The organism is Saccharothrix carnea (assembly GCF_003014735.1).
Taxonomy (GTDB): Bacteria; Actinomycetota; Actinomycetes; order Mycobacteriales; family Pseudonocardiaceae; genus Actinosynnema; species Actinosynnema carneum.
The window spans coordinates 39,702-60,998 of the sequence record NZ_PYAX01000007.1; the positions used below are offsets into that span (position 1 = coordinate 39,702).

At 71.6% G+C, this 21,297-nt stretch carries 23 protein-coding genes; 15 read left to right on the plus strand and 8 right to left on the minus strand.

The annotated features are described in order from the left end of the window. Positions 1-40: 40 nt before the first annotated feature. Positions 41-907: an ABC transporter substrate-binding protein gene (locus tag B0I31_RS21170; protein ID WP_245950189.1), complete on the minus strand. Its 867-nt coding sequence runs from the start codon at positions 905-907 to the stop codon at positions 41-43. Between the two features lie 558 nt (positions 908-1,465). Here B0I31_RS21170 and B0I31_RS21175 point away from each other — a divergent pair. From B0I31_RS21175 to B0I31_RS21190, 4 genes are read left to right on the plus strand one after another with little or no spacing between them, the layout of a single operon-like run. Continuing rightward, positions 1,466-4,798, plus strand: coding sequence for a sensor histidine kinase (locus B0I31_RS21175; RefSeq protein WP_245950191.1), 3,333 nt, complete (start codon positions 1,466-1,468; stop codon positions 4,796-4,798). After that, complete coding sequence (locus tag B0I31_RS21180) at positions 4,795-5,214, plus strand: roadblock/LC7 domain-containing protein (RefSeq protein WP_033442969.1); 420 nt, start codon at positions 4,795-4,797, stop codon at positions 5,212-5,214. The genes B0I31_RS21175 and B0I31_RS21180 overlap by 4 nt, the downstream gene beginning before the upstream one ends. 30 nt (positions 5,215-5,244) lie before the next feature. Further along, positions 5,245-6,003, plus strand: coding sequence for a DUF742 domain-containing protein (locus B0I31_RS21185; RefSeq protein ID WP_106617121.1), 759 nt, complete (start codon positions 5,245-5,247; stop codon positions 6,001-6,003). Beyond that, positions 5,984-6,589 (plus strand): GTP-binding protein, encoded by a 606-nt coding sequence (locus tag B0I31_RS21190; protein ID WP_106617122.1) that lies wholly within the window; start codon positions 5,984-5,986, stop codon positions 6,587-6,589. Before B0I31_RS21185 ends, B0I31_RS21190 begins: the two co-directional genes overlap by 20 nt. 198 nt (positions 6,590-6,787) lie before the next feature. Here B0I31_RS21190 and B0I31_RS21195 read toward each other — a convergent pair whose 3' ends face one another. Continuing rightward, the gene (locus tag B0I31_RS21195) at positions 6,788-9,034 is read right to left on the minus strand and encodes a helicase-associated domain-containing protein (protein WP_106617123.1); all 2,247 of its coding nucleotides are present in this window, start codon (positions 9,032-9,034) and stop codon (positions 6,788-6,790) included. A gap of 110 nt (positions 9,035-9,144) precedes the next feature. Next, positions 9,145-9,744 (minus strand): 3'-5' exonuclease, encoded by a 600-nt coding sequence (locus tag B0I31_RS21200; protein ID WP_245950193.1) that lies wholly within the window; start codon positions 9,742-9,744, stop codon positions 9,145-9,147. Between the two features lie 103 nt (positions 9,745-9,847). Here B0I31_RS21200 and B0I31_RS21205 point away from each other — a divergent pair, with 103 nt between their 5' ends. The 5 genes from B0I31_RS21205 to B0I31_RS21225 all read left to right on the plus strand — a co-directional run bounded on the left by B0I31_RS21205 (position 9,848) and on the right by B0I31_RS21225 (position 12,938). Next, a complete protein-coding gene (locus B0I31_RS21205; protein ID WP_077005610.1) occupies positions 9,848-10,033 on the plus strand; it encodes a hypothetical protein in 186 nt (61 codons plus the stop codon). Between the two features lie 95 nt (positions 10,034-10,128). Further along, a complete protein-coding gene (locus tag B0I31_RS21210; protein ID WP_106617125.1) occupies positions 10,129-11,517 on the plus strand; it encodes an NAD-dependent malic enzyme in 1,389 nt (462 codons plus the stop codon). 55 nt (positions 11,518-11,572) lie between these two features. Continuing rightward, on the plus strand, positions 11,573-12,046 hold the full coding sequence (gene moaC / locus B0I31_RS21215) for a cyclic pyranopterin monophosphate synthase MoaC (protein WP_106617126.1): 474 nt from the start codon (positions 11,573-11,575) through the stop codon (positions 12,044-12,046). Beyond that, the gene (locus B0I31_RS21220) at positions 12,043-12,516 is read left to right on the plus strand and encodes a MogA/MoaB family molybdenum cofactor biosynthesis protein (protein WP_245950194.1); all 474 of its coding nucleotides are present in this window, start codon (positions 12,043-12,045) and stop codon (positions 12,514-12,516) included. The genes moaC and B0I31_RS21220 overlap by 4 nt, the downstream gene beginning before the upstream one ends. Beyond that, on the plus strand, positions 12,513-12,938 hold the full coding sequence (locus B0I31_RS21225) for a molybdenum cofactor biosynthesis protein MoaE (protein WP_106617128.1): 426 nt from the start codon (positions 12,513-12,515) through the stop codon (positions 12,936-12,938). The genes B0I31_RS21220 and B0I31_RS21225 overlap by 4 nt, the downstream gene beginning before the upstream one ends. Positions 12,939-13,045: 107 nt before the next feature. On the opposite strand, the gene B0I31_RS21230 is transcribed toward B0I31_RS21225, so the two are convergent. The 3 genes from B0I31_RS21230 to moaA all read right to left on the minus strand — a co-directional run bounded on the left by B0I31_RS21230 (position 13,046) and on the right by moaA (position 15,395). Beyond that, positions 13,046-13,699 (minus strand): transglycosylase family protein, encoded by a 654-nt coding sequence (locus B0I31_RS21230; RefSeq protein ID WP_106617129.1) that lies wholly within the window; start codon positions 13,697-13,699, stop codon positions 13,046-13,048. A 381-nt stretch (positions 13,700-14,080) separates the two neighbouring features. Further along, positions 14,081-14,335 (minus strand): MoaD/ThiS family protein, encoded by a 255-nt coding sequence (locus B0I31_RS21235; RefSeq protein WP_106617130.1) that lies wholly within the window; start codon positions 14,333-14,335, stop codon positions 14,081-14,083. 1 nt (position 14,336) lies between these two features. Beyond that, positions 14,337-15,395: a GTP 3',8-cyclase MoaA gene (moaA, locus tag B0I31_RS21240; RefSeq protein ID WP_106617131.1), complete on the minus strand. Its 1,059-nt coding sequence runs from the start codon at positions 15,393-15,395 to the stop codon at positions 14,337-14,339. Positions 15,396-15,510: 115 nt separating this feature from the next. On the opposite strand from moaA, the gene B0I31_RS21245 reads away from it, so the two are divergent. The 5 genes from B0I31_RS21245 to B0I31_RS21265 all read left to right on the plus strand — a co-directional run bounded on the left by B0I31_RS21245 (position 15,511) and on the right by B0I31_RS21265 (position 19,052). Then, positions 15,511-15,975, plus strand: coding sequence for a MarR family winged helix-turn-helix transcriptional regulator (locus B0I31_RS21245; protein WP_106617132.1), 465 nt, complete (start codon positions 15,511-15,513; stop codon positions 15,973-15,975). 18 nt (positions 15,976-15,993) lie between these two features. Beyond that, on the plus strand, positions 15,994-16,800 hold the full coding sequence (locus B0I31_RS21250; protein WP_106617133.1) for an HAD-IIA family hydrolase: 807 nt from the start codon (positions 15,994-15,996) through the stop codon (positions 16,798-16,800). Positions 16,801-16,849: 49 nt separating this feature from the next. After that, positions 16,850-17,587, plus strand: coding sequence for a maleylpyruvate isomerase family mycothiol-dependent enzyme (locus B0I31_RS21255; protein WP_106617134.1), 738 nt, complete (start codon positions 16,850-16,852; stop codon positions 17,585-17,587). A gap of 255 nt (positions 17,588-17,842) precedes the next feature. Then, positions 17,843-18,628 (plus strand): metallophosphoesterase, encoded by a 786-nt coding sequence (locus tag B0I31_RS21260; protein ID WP_106617135.1) that lies wholly within the window; start codon positions 17,843-17,845, stop codon positions 18,626-18,628. A gap of 13 nt (positions 18,629-18,641) precedes the next feature. After that, complete coding sequence (locus B0I31_RS21265) at positions 18,642-19,052, plus strand: VOC family protein (RefSeq protein WP_245950196.1); 411 nt, start codon at positions 18,642-18,644, stop codon at positions 19,050-19,052. Between the two features lie 4 nt (positions 19,053-19,056). On the opposite strand, the gene B0I31_RS21270 is transcribed toward B0I31_RS21265, so the two are convergent. Next, complete coding sequence (locus B0I31_RS21270; RefSeq protein ID WP_106617137.1) at positions 19,057-19,431, minus strand: YccF domain-containing protein; 375 nt, start codon at positions 19,429-19,431, stop codon at positions 19,057-19,059. 41 nt (positions 19,432-19,472) lie between these two features. On the opposite strand from B0I31_RS21270, the gene B0I31_RS21275 reads away from it, so the two are divergent. Continuing rightward, positions 19,473-20,447 carry a Gfo/Idh/MocA family protein gene (locus tag B0I31_RS21275; protein ID WP_106617138.1) on the plus strand — a complete coding sequence of 325 codons (975 nt, stop codon included), beginning with the start codon at positions 19,473-19,475 and terminating at the stop codon, positions 20,445-20,447. 286 nt (positions 20,448-20,733) lie between these two features. Here the strand turns inward: B0I31_RS21275 and B0I31_RS21280 are convergent, their stop codons facing one another. Further along, positions 20,734-21,279 carry a TetR/AcrR family transcriptional regulator gene (locus B0I31_RS21280; protein ID WP_181320273.1) on the minus strand — a complete coding sequence of 182 codons (546 nt, stop codon included), beginning with the start codon at positions 21,277-21,279 and terminating at the stop codon, positions 20,734-20,736. Positions 21,280-21,297 lie beyond the last annotated feature (18 nt).

Sequence of the window (21,297 nt, forward strand, 5' to 3'; positions counted from 1 at the left end):
TGGGAAGGCCCCTATCGCAACGCTTCTCGCTGACGCTGAGTCAGTTCACGGTTCCGGGCGGCAACAACCCGCCGACGTCCAACCGCTGCGGCAGCACCTCTTCGGTGTCCATCATGTCGGCGACCCGCTGCAAGCGGACCGGGTTGAGCGACAGCGGGAACGTGCCGACCGACACCAGGGCCGCGGTCCGCTGGTCGACGTCCATGTAGCCGGTCAGCGCGTTCTGCACGGACAGCTTGTCGTTCGACGCCGCCTCCTGCGCGTCCCGCAGGACCTGCCGGAACAGGGCCAGCGTGCGCGGGTTGCCATCGGCGAACTTCTTGCTCGACGCGTACCCGGACATGGGGAAGTCCTTGGTCGGGCCGACCGCGGTGTCGGTGAGGATGCGCGCACCGGCGCCTGCCTGCGCCTGCGTGATGTACGGCTCGGTCATCCACGCCGCGTCGACCTGCTTGGCCTCCATCGCGCTGACCATCTGCTCGAACGGCATCTCGGTCATCCTGATCCGCTGCTTCTCCACGCCCGCCGTCTTGAGCACGGCCTTCGTGGTCAGCGCGCCGACGTCACCGGTGGACGGCACGGCGATGCGCGGCTCGCGCAGCTTGCCCGGGCTGTCGTAGTCCTGGTTGAGCGTGACCAGCGCCATCGTGTTCGCGCCCGCCTGGTACGCCTCGCCCTGCAGCTGCAGCTGCGGGTTCTCGGCGAAGCTGCGGAACAGCGTGACGTGCGTCGCCCAGGTCAGGTCCAGCGTGGTGTCGAGCTGCTTGACGCCCTCGTCCTCGCTGTTCAGCGGCACCAGCTGCACCTGAAGGCCGGCCTTCTCGAACAGCTTGTTGTTGAACGCCAGGCGCAGCGGTGCCACGTCCACCACGGGCAGCACACCGATGCGCAGTGTGCTGCGTTCCACGTCGGGGCGGCTGTTCCCATCGGTGCCGGGGATCAGTCCGCACGCCGTCAAGGTGGCGGCACACGCGAACAACGCTGCCGCACGTCGCAGAACACGCGCTGGGGTAGGCATGGCACCTCTCGCCGGGATGACCACAGAGGGCGGGTCTTTTTGATCAACGAATTTCTCGACGCACTTGTCGATGCGGGGGATGGTAACCACCCAGAGGTATGAAACGACAGCCCTGCTCCGATACGGTGAGTGCTTCCGGAGTCTTCCCCGGGGCTGGGGTCGACCACTACGCTCCCCGCCTGGTGGCACAGGTCGTCGCAGACTGTCGTGTACCGAGCGCGGAGCGGGGTTGACTAGCCGGCACCACCGCTCCTGTGCTGCAATTCGGCCCGATTTCGTGTCCATGCTTCGGTCCGCGGGGGAGAGGCCGGGGAACACTGCTGCCGGAAGAGGAAGCCCAGGGTGGCCCGTCGAGAGAGAGGTCCCAGCCAGTCAGGCGTGGGGATTCCACCGCGCTCCGAAAGGCCCGGAACGGGTGACGGACTGGCTGCGCTGAGTGATGGAACTGTGACCGAACAAACGGGTACCGGGCCGACCAAAGCCGGACGGGCGCAGACGCCCCGCACGGCAGCCTGGCGGCTGCGCAACTGGCGACTGCCCACCAAGCTGACCGCCGTCCTGCTCATCCCCACCGTCGCCGCGGTGGCCCTCGGTGGCCTGCGGGTCAACTCCGACCTCGCCGACGCGGCCGACCTCAACCGGCTGGCGAACCAGATCCAGCTCGAGTCGGCGGTCGCCGACCTCGTGCAGCAGTTGCAGCGTGAGCGGGACCTCAGTGCGAGCCACGTCGCGTCCGGCCGCGAGCTCGACCGCGTGGTGCTCGACCGGCAGCTGCGCCGCGTCGAGGACACCGTGCAGGCGCTCAACGCCAAGATCGCCGACCTCAGCGCCGACCTCGACGACGAGGTGGTCACCCGCTTCCGGCGCGCGTCCAGCCAGCTCGACCGGCTCAACAGCCTGCGCAACGCGGTCCGCGAGACCAACTACCCGTCCGACGCGGTGCTGCGCACCTACTCGGAGTCGGTGGAGAGCCTCCTCGACCTCGGCGAGCAGGCCATCGCGGGCATCAACCAGCCCGAGCTCGTGCGGCTGCACCTGGCCACCAACGCGATCGCCCGCATCAAGGAGCAGGAGTCGCGCAAGCGCGGCATCATGCTCGACGTCTTCCAGCGCGGCGGCTTCGGCCCCGGCCAGGAGCGCCTGCTGCTGGCCGCGAACGCCGAGCTGGACGCGGCCCGCAACGACTTCCGCAAGTCCGCGACCCCCGACCAGGCCAAGATCTACGACGACACCGTCACCGGCCTGATCGTCGACACCGCGAACGACATGCAGGAGACGGCGCTGAACCTGGCCGCGGCCCGCGCGCCCATGACGTCGCTGCGCCCGGAGAAGTGGGACATCGCCTCCACGCTGACCGTGAACCTCACCCGGGACGTGGAGAACCTGCTGCTGGAGCAGCTGCAGAACCGGACCGACGAGCTGACCGGCGCGGCCCGCAACGCGGCGTTCCGCGACTCCGGCATCGTGCTGGGCGCGTTGCTGCTGGCCCTGGTCATGGCGCTGTTCGTGGCCCGCTCGATCCTCAACCCGCTGCGCACGCTGCGCCGCACCGCGCTGGAGGTCGCCGACCACGGCCTGCCCGAGGCGGTCAACCGGATCCTCGCCGACCCGAACCCGCAGGAAGCGGCGAAGACGGCCATCGCGCCGGTGCCGATCACCACCCGCGAAGAGGTCGGCCAGGTGGCCCGGGCGTTCGACGCGGTGCACGGCGAGGCGGTGCGGCTGGCCGCCGAGCAGGCCCTGCTGCGCGACAACGTCAACTCGATGTTCGTCAACCTGTCCCGCCGCTCGCAGGCCCTGGTCGAGCGCCAGCTGAACCTGATCGACCGGCTGGAGCAGGACGAGCAGGACCCCGACCAGCTGGCCAGCCTGTTCGAGCTGGACCACCTCGCCACCCGCATGCGGCGCAACAGCGAGAACCTGCTGGTCCTGTCCGGCACGGACCTGTCCCGCCGGCTGACCCGCCCGGTCCCGGCGGCCGAGGTGCTCGGCGCCGCGGTGTCCGAGGTCGAGCAGTACGCCCGCGTGCAGGTCGGCCAGACCCCGGAGCTCACCGTCCAGGGCCGCGCGGTCAACGACCTCGTGCACCTGATCGCGGAGCTGCTGGACAACGCGACCGCGTTCTCCGACCCGGTGACCAAGGTCACCGTGCGCACCGCCCGCACCCGCAAGGGCGAGCTGGCGATCGAGATCCAGGACCGCGGCGTGGGCATGGGCGAGCAGGAGCTCATCGACGCCAACCAGCGGCTCGCCGACCCGCCGGACGTGGACGTCGCGGTGTCCCGCCGGATGGGCCTGTACGTGGTCGCGCGGCTGGCCAAGCGGCATGACATCAAGGTGCGGCTGCGGTCCAACGAGGACATCGAGGGCGGCACCACCGCACTCGTGCTCGTGCCCGACACGCTGGTCGCCTCGCCCGGCGCCCCCGGTTCCCCGATGGGCGGCGAGCCCGTCTCGGCGTTCGGCGACTCCGGCGGCTTCGGCGGCGCGACCGACTCGGGCTTCGGCGATTCCGCGTTCGGGTCCACGGCGCAGCGCGCGTCCGGTATCGCCGGCGCGTTCGGCACCGGCACGCTCTCCCGCCTCGACGAGGACACCAGCTTCCCGAGCCTGCCCCGCGTCGAGGACGAGCCGGCGTTCCCGGTGAGCTTCGTGCAGGGCCAGGGCGAGCAGGACCCGGCCCGGGTGCCCGCGTTCGGCGAGACGCCCACGTTCGGCCAGGCACCCGCGGAGACGCCCGCCGAGGTGTCCCAGCCGTGGCTGCGCGGCGACGAGCGTGACGTCGACCACCGCGAACCGGAGGGCTCGTTCGGCGAGCCGACCCTGTTCACCGCCTACGAGGACCGCGCCGAGCACGACACCGACTACGGGCACGGGTTCGAGACGACCCAGTTCGCGCCGGTGGACAGCGGCTTCCTCGTCGAGCCCGAACCCGAGCCGGAACCGGAGCACGCGCGCCGCAACGGGACCGCGCCGCACGCCGCGCCCGCCGCCAGGGAGGTCGAGCACGACTTGGACGCCCCGACCGAGCGGCTGCCGATCTACGAGGCGGTCCTCTCGCAGTGGTTCCAGGCCGTGGGCAGCGAGACGTCCGCCGCGACCGCCCAGGCCGTGCCGCCGGCGCCCGAACCGGAGCGCCCCACGCCCGCCGAGTCGGGCCTGCCGACCCGTCGGCCGCGCCCGATCCCGCCGGTCGCGCCCACCACGTCCGACGACCCGCTGCCGCAGCGGGGACTGCTCGACTCGGGCCAGAACCCCCCGCCGATGCGCGAAGCGGACGCCGGTTCGCTGCCCCAACGGGGCGAAGCGACGTCCAACCGCGCCGAGGGCACTAGTCTGACCGAGGGCGGGCTGCCCAAGCGGCAGCCCGGCTCGCCCAACAACCTGCCCAAGCGCGCCGCGGAGGTGTCCCGCGTGACCGAGCCCGAACCGGTCGCCGAACCCGAGCCGGCCGCGCTCGCCGCCGAGTCGGTGTGGGAGTCCCCCGCCGACGAGGGCTGGCAGGCGGCACAGGCCTTGCTGAACAAGGCACCCGAGACCACGACACAGGCGGGGTTGCCCAAGCGGGTGCCCAAGGCTCAGCTTGTGCCGGGATCCGCCGCACCGAAGTCGACGGCTTCGGAGCGGCAACCGCAGCGGCCCCCGCTGCCACCACGATCGGCTGACGCGATCCGTGGACGCATGTCGAGTCTTCAGCAGGGCGTCCGTCGAGGGCGACACGCTTTGATCGACGCTTACGCTGGTGACATGTCGAGCCGGCAAGACGAGGAGCAGGAGTGACGACCGCAGCTCAGCCAGGCAGCTTTGGTTGGCTTATCACCGACTTCGTGCGCCGGGTTCCCGGTGTGGCACATTCCGTGGTCGTGTCGGCGGACGGGCTACTGCTCGCCGGCTCGCAGGGCCTGCCCCGCGACCGCGCCGAACAGCTGTCCGCCGTGGCATCCGGGCTCGTCAGCCTCACGGCGGGCGCGGCACGGTGCTTCGAGGCGGGCACGGTCAACCAGACCGTGGTCGAGATGGAACGGGGCTACCTGTTCCTGATGTCGATCAGCGACGGGTCGTGCCTCGCCGTCCTCGCGGCCCCGAACTGCGACATCGGCCTCGTCGCGTACGAGATGACGTTGCTGGTCGAGCGCGTGGGCCAACAGCTCACCCCGGAGCTGCGCGCGCAGCTCCAGGGCGTGGTTCGGCGGTAGATCCTCATGAGATCGTGGGGGTGAAGGTAAATGGCTGAACGATCTGGCGCCGGCGGCCGACGCTTCGGTAGGAACTTCAACTACCAGGAGTGGGCGGTCGGGGGCTTCCAATTCGCTGAGCCGGATGCCGACCCCGCACAGGACGAGGAAGCCGAGGACGCACCCAACTCGTGGCGGGCCCGCCGGGCGGAACAAGCGGCGGCGCCACGGGTCGAAGGCACAGGGCAGGGGCAAGGCGATATGTCTCAGCGTGAGGTTGACGACTCGTCGTACGACTACGACGACGTTCCCAACCGGTTCGACATCGACGGGTACGGCAGCGGCCTGTTCGGGGGTCCGGGCGCCGATCTCTTCGGTGCCCACGGCCTGCCCGACAGCGTGCCGGAACAGGTGCCCTACGCGACCGGTCCGCAGCCGGTCGTGCGGCGCGAGGAGAACCCCGCGGCCGAGTCCGGGTCCCTGGTCCGCCCGTACACCCGGACCGGTGGCCGCACCCGGCCCGATTACGACCTCGCGATCGAGGCGCTGGTGTCGACCAGCGAGCGCGGGCTCGAACGCGACGCGGCGGTGCTCCCCGAGCACCGGTCGATCTGCGGGTTGTGCACCGACACCAGGTCGGTGGCCGAAGTCGCCGCTCACCTCCGGCTGCCGCTGGGTGTGGTGCGGGTGTTGATCGGCGACATGGCGAGCATGGGTTTGGTTTTGATTCACCAGGGTGGCTTGGTCGTGGGGGACCGGCCGTCCATTGAATTCCTTGAGAGGGTGCTCAGTGGGCTTCGCAGGCTCTAGCCCCAACGCGGCCGAAGGCGCCAAGAAGCCGACGACCTCCGCGAAGATCGTGGTGGCCGGTGGCTTCGGCGTGGGCAAGACGACGTTCGTCGGTTCCGTGTCGGAGATCGTTCCGCTGACCACCGAAGCGGTGATGACCGAGGCGAGTGCCGGGGTGGACGACCTCTCGGCGACGCCGAACAAGGTCACCACGACGGTGGCCATGGACTTCGGCCGGGTGTCGCTGGACCAGGACTTGATCCTGTACTTGTTCGGCACACCGGGCCAGCACCGGTTCTGGTTCATGTGGGACGACCTGGTGCGCGGCGCGATCGGTGCGATCGTGCTGGTGGACACGCGGCGGTTGGCGGACGCGTTCGCCTCGATCGACTTCTTCGACGACCGGCAGTTGCCGTACGTGGTGGGGGTGAACTGCTTCGACGGTCTGCTGCACCACCGGATCGAGGACGTGCGCGAGGCGCTCACGATCGACCAGTCGGTGCCGATAGTGACTTGCGACGCGCGCAACCGGCAGTCGACCAAGCAGACGTTGATCACGTTGGTCGAGCACGCCATGCGCCAGTGGATGTCGGTCCGCGCGGGCTGACCTGCGGGTCAGCCGTGCCGATCTGGCGTTGCACGCACCGAAGGGCGGTCTCCTCGTAGGAGGCCGCCCTTCCGCGTGCCCGAGAGGACGGGGTTCGCCCGGCCGGTCGACGCACGTGTGCTGCGGCGCGGAGGCCGCGATTCGACGCTAGGCCGTGACGTCGTCACCAATCGGGTGATCTTCGGGGCTGAACGGGGGTTACGCGCCGTCGCCCTCGACCAGGGCGGCGGACGTGATGCGGTGCAGCGGGAACCGGCGCACCTCGCCGTAGCTGACGTCCACGCCCTCCAGCACGCCACCGCCCACGACCTGCGGCGTGATCACGCGGCGGGCGGCGGTGCCGTGGCCGTCCACGAAGTCGACCAGCACGCTGCGGCCCTCCCGCGCGGCACGTTGCAACAACGCCAGCGTCGCCGACGGTCCCGCGCCCAGGTGACCCGGCACGGACACCCGGGCACCGCCGGTGGTCGTCGCCGCGCGGTCGCCCGCCCGCACCAGCCGCACCAGCTCGCCCAGCTGCTCGTCCGACGCCGCACTCGGCGGCACCGGCCTGCGCCTGCCCTTGCCCGCGATCCGACGCCCGCTCGCCCGCAGGTCCAGCACGTGACCGTCCGGCCCCTCGGCGGCGGGCGCGAAACCGGCCGCCCGCAACCCGTCCAGCACCTCCGCCAGCGGCAGCGGGCTCACCAGCACGGTCGGCGCGATCTTGCGCAGCGCGAGCCGCTCCGCCGCCGCGTGCGACATCACCTCGGTGATCAGCACGGGGTCGTCGCAGCGCAGGAACGACCCGGCCGAACCGCCCCGCAACCTGCCGTGCTTGCGGGCGGCGTCGTCGATCAGGTACGTCAACGACTGCGGCACCGGCGTGCGCGACCGCGACCTGAACAGCTCGTGCAGGTCGGCGGCACTGCGCCCGGCGTCGAACGCCCGCCGCACCGACCCCTCCCGCACCCGGTAGACCGTGGCGCTGCCCGCCGACTCGACGTCCGCGACCAGCGCGATCTCGTCGGCCAGCTCCGGGTCCAGCCGGCCGGGCGCGACCACCGTCAGGTCCGCCTGCACCAGCACGTGGTCGACCGGCGCGGGCAACGCGTCACCGAGCCGTTTCGCCGCCGCGCCGGGCCCCTCGGTGAGCAGCGTGCGGCCCTGGGAGGTGATCGCGTTGTGCGCGAGCACACCGACCCGCGTGCCCTCCTCGACGGTCCAGCGCACCAGCTCGTCCCGCAGCCGCCCGCCGCGCCGGGGCGCCCGCCACGCCAGCACGGCGGCCAGCTCGTCCGGGTCGGTGACGGCGGTGCCCGGCGCCAACGCGGCCAGCGCTTCGAGGATGCGCCTGCGGTCACGGGGGGCGCCGGGCCGGTTCAGCTCGGGCGCCAGCGGGTTGAGCAGCCGGTCGCGGTCGTCGCGCTGCCCGATCAGACCCGGCAGGCGCGGCAGGTCGAGCCACGCCTGGGCCAGCGTCGCCCACCGGTGCTCGGGCGCGGCGACCAGCCACGCGTCGGTCTGCGTGGTCGGCACCCACTCGGGTTCCAGGCCCTCGGTGTCGGCGACCAGGCCCGCGTTGACGACCAGCTCGACCAGCAGCGCCGCCCGGCGCTCGTCCACGTCGAGGTCCTTGGCGAGCTTGCGCAGCTCCCGCACACCGACACCGCCCGACCGCAGCACCGCCGGCGGGTCCTCCGACCAGCTCTTGAGCAGCGTCTCGACGTGCCGGGACAGCTCCAACGCCTCACCGCCGCCGGTGTGGTCGACGTCGGACAGGTCGCGGCGGAACGTGGTCAGCGGCGGTTCGGTGGTCTGGATCGCGCCGAGCGGCCGGTCACCCCGGACCTTCAGGCCGATCTCGCGGGGCAGCTCGACGGTCTGCGCGTCCCGCCGGACCAGCAGGCCGCGGGCGAGCAGCTTCTGGATCGGGGTCTTGGCGTTGGCGAGGGAGACGACGTGCGCCGCGTCCTTCGTCTGCCCGACCGGCGGGCCCGCGGCGAGGGTCTGCAGGACGCGGTGCTCGTCCGGGTCGAGCGAGGTGAGGTCGGCGTCGGCGAGGCGCGGCAGGGACCGGCCGAGGCCGCAGGGGAACGGGTTGACCGCGTCACGGGTCGCCGGCGGGGTGGAGAGCGCGTGGTCGCCGCCCCACAGCAGGGCACGGGCGCGCAGCCTGTCCAGGGCCGGGCCGATGTCGGTCGCGCCGAACAGTTCCTGCACGGCACTCCGGCGGACCGGTGCGAGGTCGGCGTCCAGCACGAGCAGCGCTTCGAGGACCGTGAGGGTCAGGGTGTCGAGGTCTTCACAGGCCCGCGCCACGGACGCCCGCGACCCGATGCGGGTGGCGAGCACGGTCGTGTCCGCCGGCGGGGGCGTGGCCAGGTCCGGCCGGGCGCGCAGCAGAGCCACGAGCGCGGAGTCGTCCTGCGCCCGCAGCCACTCGGCGAGGGTCGTGCCGGACATCCCCACCACGGTATATGCCGACTGCCGGCGACGGGCTGACCAGCCCCCGAAACCCCACCGCCGGCCGCCGGGGACGTGGCTCTGTCTTCAGGCCTCCGGGGCGCGCGCCGTCACCGGTCGTCCTCGGGCCTGGTCGTCGGCTCGGACGGCCAGGCGTCGCGTTCGACCAAGTGCAGGACAAGGGCGGCGATGTTCCAGGCGTCGTCGGCGCGGGAGTGGTGCCTGCCCTCCAGCGGTAGTCCCGCGATCTCCAGTGCCTGCGCCATCCCCGGCCGTTTGCGCAGGCCGTGCGCCTGTGTGAAGACCAGTTTCGCGTTCCAGTGCCGTCGCCCGAACGGATAAGGCACGCCCGTCGCCTGGCACTGCCGCCTGAACTGCTTGCGGTCGTAGTCGCCCCAGCTCGCCCAAGGGCGCGAGCCCGCCTGGTGCTCGACGGCCAGCAGTCGGCAAGCCTCGGCGAAGTCCACGCCGCCGTCCACCTCCGCCTGCGTCAACCCGGTCAGCTCCGTGCAGAACGGGCTGACGGTCGAACGTCGTGGCCGGACCAGGATGCGGTGTTTGGTGACTCGTTCGCCGGTCGTCAGGGAGACCGAGGTCAGGCCGATCTCGATGATCTCGTTCACCTGACCGGGCGGTGGTTGGCCCTCCCAGCACGTCGCCTCGACGTCGACCACGTTCAGCAGCTCCACCCGCACGAGGCTACGGATCACACCCGTGACGTGGCTCTCGCATTTCCCCGCCGACCACCCCGGGCCCCCACCAGCGCGGATGAGGCACACTTGTCCCCGACGAAGGCACCACCGAGGAGGAACCGTGGCCAAGGCCCGCCCCGAGCGCATCGACCCGCACTGGCCGGAGCCGCCCGCCGACGGCAAGTACGCGGTGTCCGAGCTGGCCAGCGACGTGCAGGGCGCGTTGTCCCCGTTCGGCAAGGTCACCTTCCCGCTGCCGGTCGAGGAGCTGGGCTACCACCACCCCGTGACCGAGATCAACCGCTAGGCGCGGACGCGCGCGGCCGTCGAGCCGCGCGCGTTCCGTATATCTGTGCGGACTACGCTCGAAACCTCTTGAGCTGTGCTGTTCTGGGAGGTTCGATGCCGGTCCCCGGCCCTGGTTACTCGATCACCGTCCGGCTGGAGGCCCCGCCTTCGGCGTCGGCCGCCGGCGACCTGACCTCGGCAGTCGGCCGGGCGGGCGGCGTGATCACCGCGTTCGACGTCGTCGAGTCGCACACCGACCGGGTGATCATCGACCTCACCTGCAACGCGTTGTCGGCCAACCACGCCAAGGACATCACCGACACCCTGGAGCTGCTGCCCGGGATCGTGGTCCGCAAGGTGTCCGACCGGACGTTCCTGGTCCACCTCGGCGGCAAGATCGAGGTCTCGTCCAAGGTGCCGCTGCGCAACCGCGACGACCTCTCCCGCGCCTACACGCCCGGTGTCGCCCGGGTCTGCATGGCGATCGCGGAGAACCCGGACGACGCCCGCCGGCTCACCATCAAGCGCAACACGGTCGCCGTGGTCACCGATGGCTCCGCCGTGCTCGGCCTGGGCAACATCGGCCCCGCCGCCGCGCTGCCGGTCATGGAGGGCAAGGCCGCGCTGTTCAAGAAGTTCGCGGGCGTCGACGCCTGGCCGGTCTGCCTGGACACCCAGGACACCGAGGAGATCATCCGCGCGGTCGAGCTGATCGCCCCGGTCTACGGCGGCATCAACCTCGAGGACATCGCCGCGCCGCGCTGCTTCGAGATCGAGGCGCGGCTGCGGGAGAAGCTGGACATCCCCGTCTTCCACGACGACCAGCACGGCACCGCGATCGTCGTCGTCGGCGCGCTGCGCAACGCCCTGCGCGTGGTCGGCAAGAAGATCACCGACTGCAAGGTCGTGGTGTGCGGGGTCGGCGCGGCGGGCAGTGCGATCATCCGGCTGCTGCTCAAGCAGGAGCCCGGTGACGTGGTCGCGGTCGACGTGGACGGCATCGTGCACCGCGACCGCCCCGGCCTGGACGACAACCTGAAGTCCATCGCGGCGACGACCAACAAGGACAACGTCAGCGGGCGGCTGCACGACGCGCTGGTCGGCGCCGACGTGTTCATCGGCGTGTCCGCCCCGAACCTGTTCGGCGCCGAGCAGGTCGCCACGATGAACAGCGACGCGATCGTGTTCGCGCTGGCCAACCCGGACCCGGAGATCGACCCGATGGAGGCGCAGAAGCACGCCGCCGTCGTGGCCACCGGGCGCAGCGACTTCCCGAACCAGATCAACAACGTGCTGGCGTTCCCGGGCGTGTTCCGGGGCCTGCTCGACGCGCACGCCCGCACGATCACCGACTCGATGCTCATCGCCGCCGCCATGGCCATCGCGGACGTGGTCGACGGCGAGCGGCTCAACGCGTCGTTCATCGTGCCGAGCGTGTTCGACAGCACGGTCGCCCCGGCGGTCGCGGAAGCGGTCCGGAAGGCCGCCCTCGAGACCGCCTGACTCGACCTCCAGGCGACCGAGCCGCCGTCAGCGGAGCAGCGGCAATAATTGCCGTATGAGCAACCAGTTCACCCATCTGGACGCCGCGGGCGCGGCACGCATGGTCGACGTGTCCGAGAAGGAGTCGACCACGCGCACGGCGGTGGCGTCGGGCGTCTTGCGCACGACGCACGAAGTGGTGGCGTTGCTGGGCAGCGACGGCCTGCCGAAGGGCGACGCGCTGGCCACGGCCCGCATCGCGGGGATCATGGCGGCCAAGCGGACGTGGGAGCTGGTGCCCCTGTGTCACCCGATCGCGTTGTCGGGGGTGAAGGTGGACCTCGCGCTGGGTGACGCCGAGGTGCGCATCACCGCGACCGTCCGCACCACCGACCGCACGGGCGTGGAGATGGAGGCGTTGACGGCCGTGTCGGTGGCCGGGCTCACGCTGCACGACATGGTGAAGGCGGTCGACCCGGCGGCGTCGCTGGACGCGGTGCGGGTCGAGCGCAAGGAAGGCGGCAAGACCGGCCTGTGGGAGCGCCCGTGAAGGCGGCCAGGGTCGTCACGGCGTCGAACCGGGCCTCGGCGGGCGTCTACGCCGACCGCGGCGGGCCGATCATCGTGGACTGGCTGCGCGAGCGCGGCTACGACGTACCCGAACCGGTGGTGGTGCCGGACGGCGAGCCGGTGGCCGAGGCGCTGCGGGTGGCCGTGGCGGACGGTGTCGCGGTCGTCATCACGACCGGTGGCACGGGCATCAGCCCCACCGACCGCACGCCCGAGGCGACCAGGTCGGTGCTGGACTTCGAGGTGCCGGGCGTGGCCGACGCCATCCGCATGTCAGGCTGGCCACGTGTGCCCGCGGCCGTGCTGTCGCGCGGGGTGGCGGGGGTCGCGGGCCGCACGCTCGTGGTGAACCTGCCCGGCTCGACCGGCGGGGTGCGCGACGGGCTGGACGTGCTCGCGACCGTGCTGGAGCACGCCGTCGACCAGGTGTCCGGAGGTGACCACGCATGACCGAGGTGCTGCGGGCGACCGTCAGCGATCAGCCGCTGTCCGTGGACGAGCACGCCAAGCTGGTGGAGCACGCGGCGGCGGGCGCGGTGGTGACGTTCGCCGGGGTGGTGCGCGACCACGACCACGGGCGATCGGTGCGCGAACTGGAGTACGTCGGGCACCCGACGGCCGCCGGAGTGGTGGCCGAGGTGGTGGCGGACGTGGTGGGCCGGTTCGAGGGCGTGCGCGCCGTCGCCGTGTCGCACCGGGTCGGTCAGCTGGCGATCGGGGACGTGGCGCTGGCGTGCGCGGTGTCCGCCGAGCACCGGGGTGAGGCGTTCGCGGTGTGCTCGGAACTCGTCGACGAGGTGAAGCGGCGGCTGCCCGTGTGGAAGCGGCAGGTCTTCAGCGACGGCACCGACGAGTGGGTCAACATGCCCTGACCAGGGCCTTCGGCACTACGCCGGGGAACGGGTCGGGACCCCGGACCGCCGAGGGGGGCGGTCCGAGGTCCCGGTTCCGTCGTGCACCGACTCGCGCCGGCCACAAGTCACTTGGTAGCGATCTTGTGACCCGGCAGGATGAGGTCGGCGTTCGGGATGAACTCCTTGTTGAGCTCGTGCAGCTTGGCCCAGCCACCCTCGACCTTCAGCTCCTCCGCGATCTTCGACAGGCTGTCGCCCGCCTTGATCTCGTAGTCGCCGTTCGGGTTGGAGGTCGGCAGCGCCACGGTGACCGGGGCGGGCGCCTGCTGGACGGGGGCCGACTGCCTCGGGGCCGGAGCGGCCTGCTGGGGAGCCTGCTGCACGGGGGCCGGCTTGGCCTTCACCGGCGCGGGGGCGCCGCCGAGGCCCTTGGGCCCGCACACGGGCCAGGCACCGATGCCCTGGGTCTTCAGCACGTTCTCGGCCACACGGATCTGCTCCTCGCGGGAAGCCTGGTGGGGCATGCCGGAACCGCCGTGCGAGGTCCACGTGGACGGCAGGAACTGCAGACCGCCGTAGTAGCCGTTGCCGGTGTTGATGCTCCAGTTGCCGCCACTCTCACACGCGGCGACCGCGTCCCAGTTGACCGACTGCGCGTTGGCGGTGCCGGCGGCCATGGCCAGCGGAGCGCCCACGATGACGCCGGCGACGGCGACCTTCGCGATGCTCCGGGCGGTGGAACTGGTGGTCGGACGGTGCTTGCCTCGGTAAGAAGCCATTTCCCTCTCTGCCACCCGCACCTGCTCGACCGGCTCGGGTTCGGGCCCGGTACGCCGCTCGGCTTTGTTCCCTGTCCGGTGGTTGTCTCTCGCTCGGGGGGTGTTCCGGGACACCGTTGGACAGGTTCGGTGCGAGGCGTCCCGGTCTAGCTCTGGTCGGTCGGGGCCAACCGAGAAGCGACGGTACGTAACCGGGAGCCGCGCGCCAAATGATCTGGCATGTGACGCACGTCACTGTAACGCGACAGAGTGACTCCCCGACTGCCCTGTTTAGCCAGCTCAGAGCACCGTTATCGGTCTGTTTCCGTTCCGAGATTCGTCGAGATCAATCACCGTAAGTGAGGTTTACCTCACGTATTAACCCGCATGAGTGGAGAAGCGTCAGCCACCGGCGAAGGGGGGCAACACGTCCAGTTGCGCCCCGGATGACACTGCCGTGTCATGATCGCGCACGGCCACGCCGTCGAGCAGGAAGCTGCACGCGGGCAGCACGCGGGCCACCTTCGCGCCGTGCCGGCCCCGCACCGCGTCGATCGCGGCGCCCACCGTGGTCGCGTCACCGGGCAGCTCGAAGCTCTCGTCGGACAGCCCCACCGCCGCCCGCGCGCCCGCGAAGTACCGCACCGTCAGCCGCACCTCACCCTCCGATCGCGCTCATGGGCCGGTCCGGCTGGCTGAACCCGGCCGAGTCGATGCCGTGCCCGGCGGCCTTCACCCACGCGTTGCCGCGCCACACCCCCGCGACGTCCTCGTCCGACGCGCCACCGCGCAGCAACGCCCGCAGGTCCGTCTCCGACCGGCTGAACAGGCAGTTCCGCACCTGGCCGTCCGCGGTGAGCCTGGTCCGGTCGCACGCCGCGCAGAACGGCCGCGTCACCGACGCGATCACGCCCACCACCGCCGGGCCGCCGTCCACCAGCCACCGCTCGGCGGGCGCGCCACCCCGGTCGCCCGGCTCGGGCGTCAGGGTGAACTCGGTGCGCAGGGACGCCAGGATCTCCTCGGCGGTCACCATCTCGTCGCGGTCCCAGCCGTGCTGCGGGTCCAGCGGCATCTGCTCGATGAACCGCAGCTGGTAGCCGTGCGCCAGGCAGTGGCGCAGCAGCGGCACGGCCTCGTCCTCGTTCACGCCGCGCATCAGCACCGTGTTCACCTTGACCGGCGCCAACCCGGCCTCGCGCGCGGCGGCCAGGCCCGCGAACACGTCGGCCAGCCGGTCGCGCCGGGTGAGCCGGAGGAAGCGCGCCGGGTCGAGGGTGTCGAGCGAGACGTTCACCCGGTCGAGTCCCGCGGCCACCAGGCCCGCGGCGCGCTTGGCCAAGGTCAACCCGTTCGTGGTCATCGAGACCTTCGGGCGGGGGTCCAGGGCCGCGGTCGCCGCGATCACGTCGTCCAGCCCGGGCCGCAGCAGCGGCTCGCCGCCGGTGAACCTGACGTCGGTCACGCCGAGCATGGTCACCGCGATGCGGATCAGCCGGACGAGCTCGTCGTCGGAGAGCAGGTCGGGCTTCGGCAGCCAGTCCAGGCCCTCGGCGGGCATGCAGTAGGTGCAGCGGAGGTTGCAGCGGTCGGTCAACGACACGCGCAGGTCGGTGGCGACCCGGCCGAACCGGTCCACCAGCAGCGGTGAACCCGGTCGTTCGGAGGTGTCCGGGTTGCCGCGCACAACGGGTAGCCCCAACTCGACAGCTGTCACCCCTGCCAGGGTAATCGGCTCACACTTGTGGGTGCTGAGGGAAATGGGGGACGGCGGCGCGTGGCGAGTCGGACGAGGATGCCGGACCCGTGCGCCGGAACGCTAAATTGCCGTCATGACCAGTGAGCACGAGGTGCCCGCGGACGTGCTGGAGCGGTTCAGCGTCTACGCGCGGGAGTCGAGCGCGCTCACCGTCATGTTCCACACGCGCGTGGCGGAGCGGATGGGCCTGTCGCCCACCGACGAGAAGTGCCTCGACCTGGCCCTGCGCGCGGACGGCCCGATCACGGCCGGCCGGATCGCCGAGCTGTCGGGGCTGTCCACCGGCGCGGTGACCGGCGTGATCGACCGGCTGGAACGTGCCGGGTACGTGCGGCGGGTGCGCGACCCGCACGACCGGCGGAAGGTGCTGGTCGAGGTGACCGTGGGCGACGAGAGCCGGTTCAGCGACCTGTTCGCCGGCGCGCAGGAGACGTTGCGCGAGGTGCTGTCGCGCTTCACCCCGGAGGAGCGTGACGTGCTGGAACGCTACAACCAGCTGCTCATCGAAACGTTCCGGCGGCGCGTGATCGAGGCCTGAGCCGGCAGCATGTCCGCCATGGCCGCTCAGTGGAACTACCTGATGGACATGGACGGCGTGCTCGTGCACGAGGAGCACCCGATCCCGGGGTCGAGCGAGTTCGTCGCCGAACTGACCGCGAACGACATCCCGTTCATGGTGCTCACGAACAACTCCATCTACACCCAGCGCGACCTGCGGGCCAGGCTGTCCCGCACGGGCCTGGAGGTGCCGGAGGCCGCGATCTGGACCTCCGCCCTGGCCACCGCGAAGTTCCTCGACTCGCAGCGGCCGGGCGGCTCGGCGTTCGTGATCGGCGAAGCGGGCCTGACCACGGCGCTGCACGAGATCGGGTACGTGCTGACCGACCGCGACCCGGACTACGTGGTGCTCGGCGAGACCCGCACCTACAGCTTCACCGCGATCACCAAGGCGATCCGGCTGGTGGAGGAGGGCGCGCGGTTCATCGCGACCAACCCGGACGCGACCGGCCCGTCCCGCGAGGGGTCGCTGCCCGCCACCGGCTCGATCGCCGCGCTGATCGAACGCGCCACCGGCCGCGCCCCTTATTACGTGGGCAAGCCGAACCCGTTGATGATGCGGTCGGCGCTGCGCGCGATCGGCGCGCACTCGGAGAACACGCTGATGATCGGCGACCGGATGGACACCGACGTGCGGTCCGGCCTGGAGGCGGGGCTGCGCACGATCCTGGTGCTCACCGGCATCTCGGCGGAGTCGACGGCCGAGCTGTACCCGTACCGGCCGACGCGGGTGGTGAAGTCGATCGCGGACCTGGTCGGCCACTCGGCCGACCCGTTCCCGGACGAGCTGCCGGAGCAGGGCTGACCTGCGGCGACGCTGGAATTGTCGGTGGTCGGCGCTAACGTGGCCGGCCATGGGCATCAATCACCTGGCGGTCGTCGAGGAGTTCAGCGGGTCCTTCACCGAGGCGGTGGCGGGCCACCTCGGTGCGCCGGTGCCCAGCTGTCCGGGGTGGACGGTGGACGACCTGGTGGCGCACCTGGCGGAGGTGCAGGCGTGGTGGACCGCGGTCGTGCTGGCGAAGGGCGCGTACCCGGACGAGGAGGCGGCGCGGCGGGCCGCCGACACCGGGCCGGACCGGGTCGAGGGCTGGCGGGAGATCAGCGCCCGGTACGTCGCCGTGCACGAGGAGTACGTGCGCGGCGCGGGGCCGGACGCCCCGGTGTGGGTGTGGTGGAACGACGAGGAGCGCGACACGGCGGCGGCCCTGGCGTCACGGCAGGCGCACGAGGCGGTCGTGCACTGCTGGGACGCGTGGCTGGCCGCGGGCGCGGTCGGGTCGATCCCTGCCGAGCTGGCGGTGGACGGGGTCGAGGAGTTCCTCGGGCGCTTCCTCTACGGCAAGGCGTGGGAGGGCGGGCGCGCGGTGCTGGAGTTGGCGGCGACCGACACCGGCACCACGTGGTTCGTGGGCACGGACGGGTCGGTGGGTCCGGCGCGGCTCGCCGGGGGTGCGGCGGACGCCCGGGTCACCGGCACGGCCGAGGAGCTGTACCTGCTGCTGTGGCGGCGGGTGGGGTTGGGGGAGGTGAGGGTGAGCGGCGACCGCGCGAAGGCGGAGGCGTTGATCGCGTGGCCCAGCCTGAAGTGAGGGGGGAGCCGGTGGTCTCGGAGGAGGGTGGCCGGTAGCCGGTAGCCGGTAGCCGGTAGCGGTGGCCGGTGGTGGTGGCCGGTGGTGGCGTGCTGGTGTCGGTGGGGCGTGCCGGCGGGATGGGTCGCGGGGCGGCTTTCGTCACGGCGAACGAGCCCGAACTCACCCCGGTGGGTGAGGTGTGGCGGTGGCGGGCGGGGCGGGCGCTGATCGACTTTTGCGCACCACACCCCCGAGTCGCTTATCGTCGCAGATGTGGAACGACCGCTCTTCGTGGTTGGCGACGTGCACGGGCACCTCGCCGAACTGACCCGAGCCCTGCACGCCGCGGGCCTGGTCGACGCCGACGGTGACTGGTGCGGCGGTGACGCGGAGCTGTGGTTCCTCGGCGACTTCGTGGACCGCGGCCCGGACGGCATCGGGGTGATCGAGTTCGTGATGCGGCTGGCCGAGCAGAGCGGCGGCCAGGTCGACGCGCTCATCGGCAACCACGAGGTGCTGCTCCTGGGCATGCACCGGTTCGGCGACCGCAACGTGCCCGGCGCACCGACACCGCGCAGCTTCGCCCGCAGCTGGCTGCTCAACGGCGGCCTGCGCAGCGACCAGGACCGGCTCACCGACGCCCACATCGGGTGGCTGACCACCCGTCGCGTGCTCACCGAGGTGGACGGCCACCTGCTGATGCACTCCGACACCCTCGCCTACCTGGAGTGGGGCACCACGATCGACGAGGTCAACCAGGCCGTGCGGGACGTGCTGGAGAGCGACGACCTGGACCACTGGTGGGAGTGCTGGCGCAAGATGACCACCCGCTACGCGTTCCGCGGCCCGGACGGCGCCGAGGTGGCGGCCGAGCTGCTCGACGTGCTCGGCGGCCACGAGGTCGTGCACGGGCACAGCGTCATCGCCGACCAGCTGGGCGTGGCGCCGGAGGAGATCGACGGCCCGCTCAGGTACGCGGACGGCAAGGTGCTCGCCGTGGACGCAGGCCTCTACAGCGGCGGTCCGTGCCTGGTCGTCCAACTGGTTGCGGACCAGTAGGAGCAGGCGCAGCATGGCTGCCACCGCAAGGAGGCGCGCCATGCTCACCGCGACCAGGACCACGACGATCCTGCCCGTGTCCGACCCCGACCGGGCGTCCCACTTCTACACCGACCAGCTGGGCCTCACGCCGATCGGCGGCGCCGGTGACGGTACCCGGCTGTTCGAGCTCGGACGTGGTGACGTGCTCGGCCTGATGCCCGCCGAGGAAGGCGCGCAGAGCGGTCACACCGTGCTCAGCTTCGAGGTCGACGACCTGGAGGCCGAGATGGGTGACCTGCAACGACGCGGTGTCCGGTTCGAGGACTACGACCTGCCGGACCTGAAGACGGTCAACCACGTGGCGGTGCTCGGCTCGGAGAAGGCGGCCTGGTTCCACGACAGCGAGGGCAACGTGCTGTGCCTGCACGAGGTGACCGGCTGAGCCGTCAGGCGGCGGGCACGATCTCCTTGCCCAGGGGCATCAGGGAGACCGGCACCAGCTTGAAGTTCGCCACCCCCAGTGGGATGCCGATGATCGTCACGCACAGCAGCACGCCCGTGACGACGTGGCCGATGGCGAGCCAGATCCCGGCGACGACGATCCACACGATGTTGCCGAGCAGGGACGGCGCGCCCGCGCCCGGCCGGTCCACGACCGTGCGCCCGAACGGCCACAGCGCGTAGTTCGCGATGCGGAACGACGCCAGCCCCCACGGGATGGTGATGATCAGCACGCAGCACACCACGCCGGCGACCACGTACCCGACGGCCAGCCAGAAGCCGCTCAGGACCAGCCAGATCAGGTTCAGGATGAGCCTCACGGGACCATCTTGCCCGATCAAGTTGCCGTTAAGCTCCGTCCGTGTCGAACAAACTCCGCTGGGGTGTCGTGGCGACGGGCGGCATCGCCGACGTCGTCACCGGTGACCTGCGCCTGCTGCCCGACGTCGAGGTGCTCGCGGTGTCGTCGCGCGCGGTGCCCAAGGCCGAGGCCTTCGCCGCCAAGCACGGGATCCCGCGCGCGTACGGCGACTACGCCGACCTGCTGGCCGACCCGGACGTGGACGTCGTCTACGTGGCGACGCCGCACGTCCAGCACCACGCGGTGACCCGCGCGGCGCTGGAGGCGGGCAAGCACGTGCTGTGCGAGAAGCCGGCCACGTTGACGCTGGCCGAGCTGCAGGACGTGGTGCACCTGGCGCACGAGCGCGGCCTGTTCTTCATGGAGGCCATCTGGACCCGTTTCAACCCGCTCGTCGTGCGGATGACCGAGCTGATCGCGGAGGGCGCGATCGGCGAGGTCCGGTCGGTGCGGGCGGACTTCGGGTTCACCCTGGAGCACGACCCGGAGCACCGGCTGTGGAACAAGGCGCTGGGCGGCGGGTCGCTGTTCGACCTGGGCATCTACCCGGTGTCGTTCGCGCACCTGGTGCTGGGCGAGCCGGAGACGGTGCAGGCGCACGGGCGGCTGGTCGGCGGGGTGGACGCCGAGATCGGGATGCTGCTCGGCTACCCGGACGGTGTGCACGCGCTGCTGGGGTCTTCGCTGGTCAGCCCGCTGAAGTCCGGTGCGGTCGTGTACGGGACGCGGGGGTTGGTGGACGTGCCGGAGGCGCTCTACAACCCGAGCCGGATCGTGGTGAACGGTGTGGAGCACCGGCACGAGCAGGAAGGCGCGGGGTACGTTCCGCAGTTGCGCGAGGTCGTGAAGCGGGTGCGGGCGGGTGAGACGGAGAGCCCGTCGATGCGGCCCGCCGAGTCGCTGGCGATCCTGCGCACGCTCACCAGGGCCGCCGAGCGCGTCGGCCTGACCTACGACGATGTGACGGTGGGGTAGCGCATGGGCAAGGTGTGGACGGTCGCGCTGGTCGGGTTGGCGGGGTTGGTGGTGGTGGTCGCGCGGCGGGTCGTCGGCGGTCGTGCGGCGGGTGGTCGTGGGGCCGGTCGTGCGGTGGCTGGTCGTGGGGCAGCTGGTCGTGGGTCGGCTGGGGTGGCGAAGGTGGTGGCCGGGCGGCGCGTGGGTGCTCGGCGGGTTCACCGGACTGCGCCGGTCGTGCGGCGGGTTCGGGCGGGAGCGGCCCGGCGGTAGCGGCGCGGCGGGTGCGGTGCGGTGGGTGTGGTTGTCAGGCGTTGCCGAGCAGGGCTTCGGTCACCAGCACGACCGACTCCAGGCGACGGCTGCTCGGGGTGAGCAGGTGGCTCAGGCCCACCCGCACGATCGTGTCCGCGATCACGTGCACGCGGGCGTCGGGGAGCGCGGGCCAGTGCTCGCGGATGTGCCGGGCGAACACCGAGGTCGCCAGCGTCAGCACCGGCCGGCCCTTGGTGGTCAGCAGCGGCAGCATGTCCTCGGCGTTCGCGCCGTTCAGCACGGACTTGGCCAAGGGGTCCCTGGCGGCCAGGTCGAACGCGAACCCGATGCCCCGCCGCAGCCCCTCCAGCGGGTCGGTGGTGCTGACCAGCCGTTCGCGCACGCCGTCGAGGAACTCGGCCGTCTTGTGCAGCGCCACCGCCTGGACGAGCCGCTCCTTGTTGCCGAACTCGTTGTAGACGGTCTGCCGGCTCACCCCCGCCTTGACGGCGACCTCCGCCATGCGCAGGCCACGTGAGCCGTGTGCCGCGATCAACTCCGTCGCCGCGACGAGCAGTGCCCGGGTGAGTTCCGTCACGGCGCAAAGCTTGGCACA

Bases quoted from the DNA above. Each gene is read 5' to 3' on its own strand.
- moaC (WP_106617126.1), top strand. From the start codon at position 11,573: ATGAGCAACCAGTTCACCCATCTGGACGCCGCGGGCGCGGCACGCATG.
- B0I31_RS21185 (WP_106617121.1), top strand. From the start codon at position 5,245: ATGGCTGAACGATCTGGCGCCGGCGGCCGACGCTTCGGTAGGAACTTC.
- B0I31_RS21210 (WP_106617125.1), top strand. From the start codon at position 10,129: ATGCCGGTCCCCGGCCCTGGTTACTCGATCACCGTCCGGCTGGAGGCC.
- B0I31_RS21230 (WP_106617129.1), bottom strand. From the start codon at position 13,699: ATGGCTTCTTACCGAGGCAAGCACCGTCCGACCACCAGTTCCACCGCC.
- B0I31_RS21245 (WP_106617132.1), top strand. From the start codon at position 15,511: ATGACCAGTGAGCACGAGGTGCCCGCGGACGTGCTGGAGCGGTTCAGC.
- B0I31_RS21255 (WP_106617134.1), top strand. From the start codon at position 16,850: ATGGGCATCAATCACCTGGCGGTCGTCGAGGAGTTCAGCGGGTCCTTC.
- B0I31_RS21195 (WP_106617123.1), bottom strand. From the start codon at position 9,034: ATGTCCGGCACGACCCTCGCCGAGTGGCTGCGGGCGCAGGACGACTCC.
- B0I31_RS21250 (WP_106617133.1), top strand. From the start codon at position 15,994: ATGGCCGCTCAGTGGAACTACCTGATGGACATGGACGGCGTGCTCGTG.
- B0I31_RS21225 (WP_106617128.1), top strand. From the start codon at position 12,513: ATGACCGAGGTGCTGCGGGCGACCGTCAGCGATCAGCCGCTGTCCGTG.
- B0I31_RS21265 (WP_245950196.1), top strand. From the start codon at position 18,642: ATGGCTGCCACCGCAAGGAGGCGCGCCATGCTCACCGCGACCAGGACC.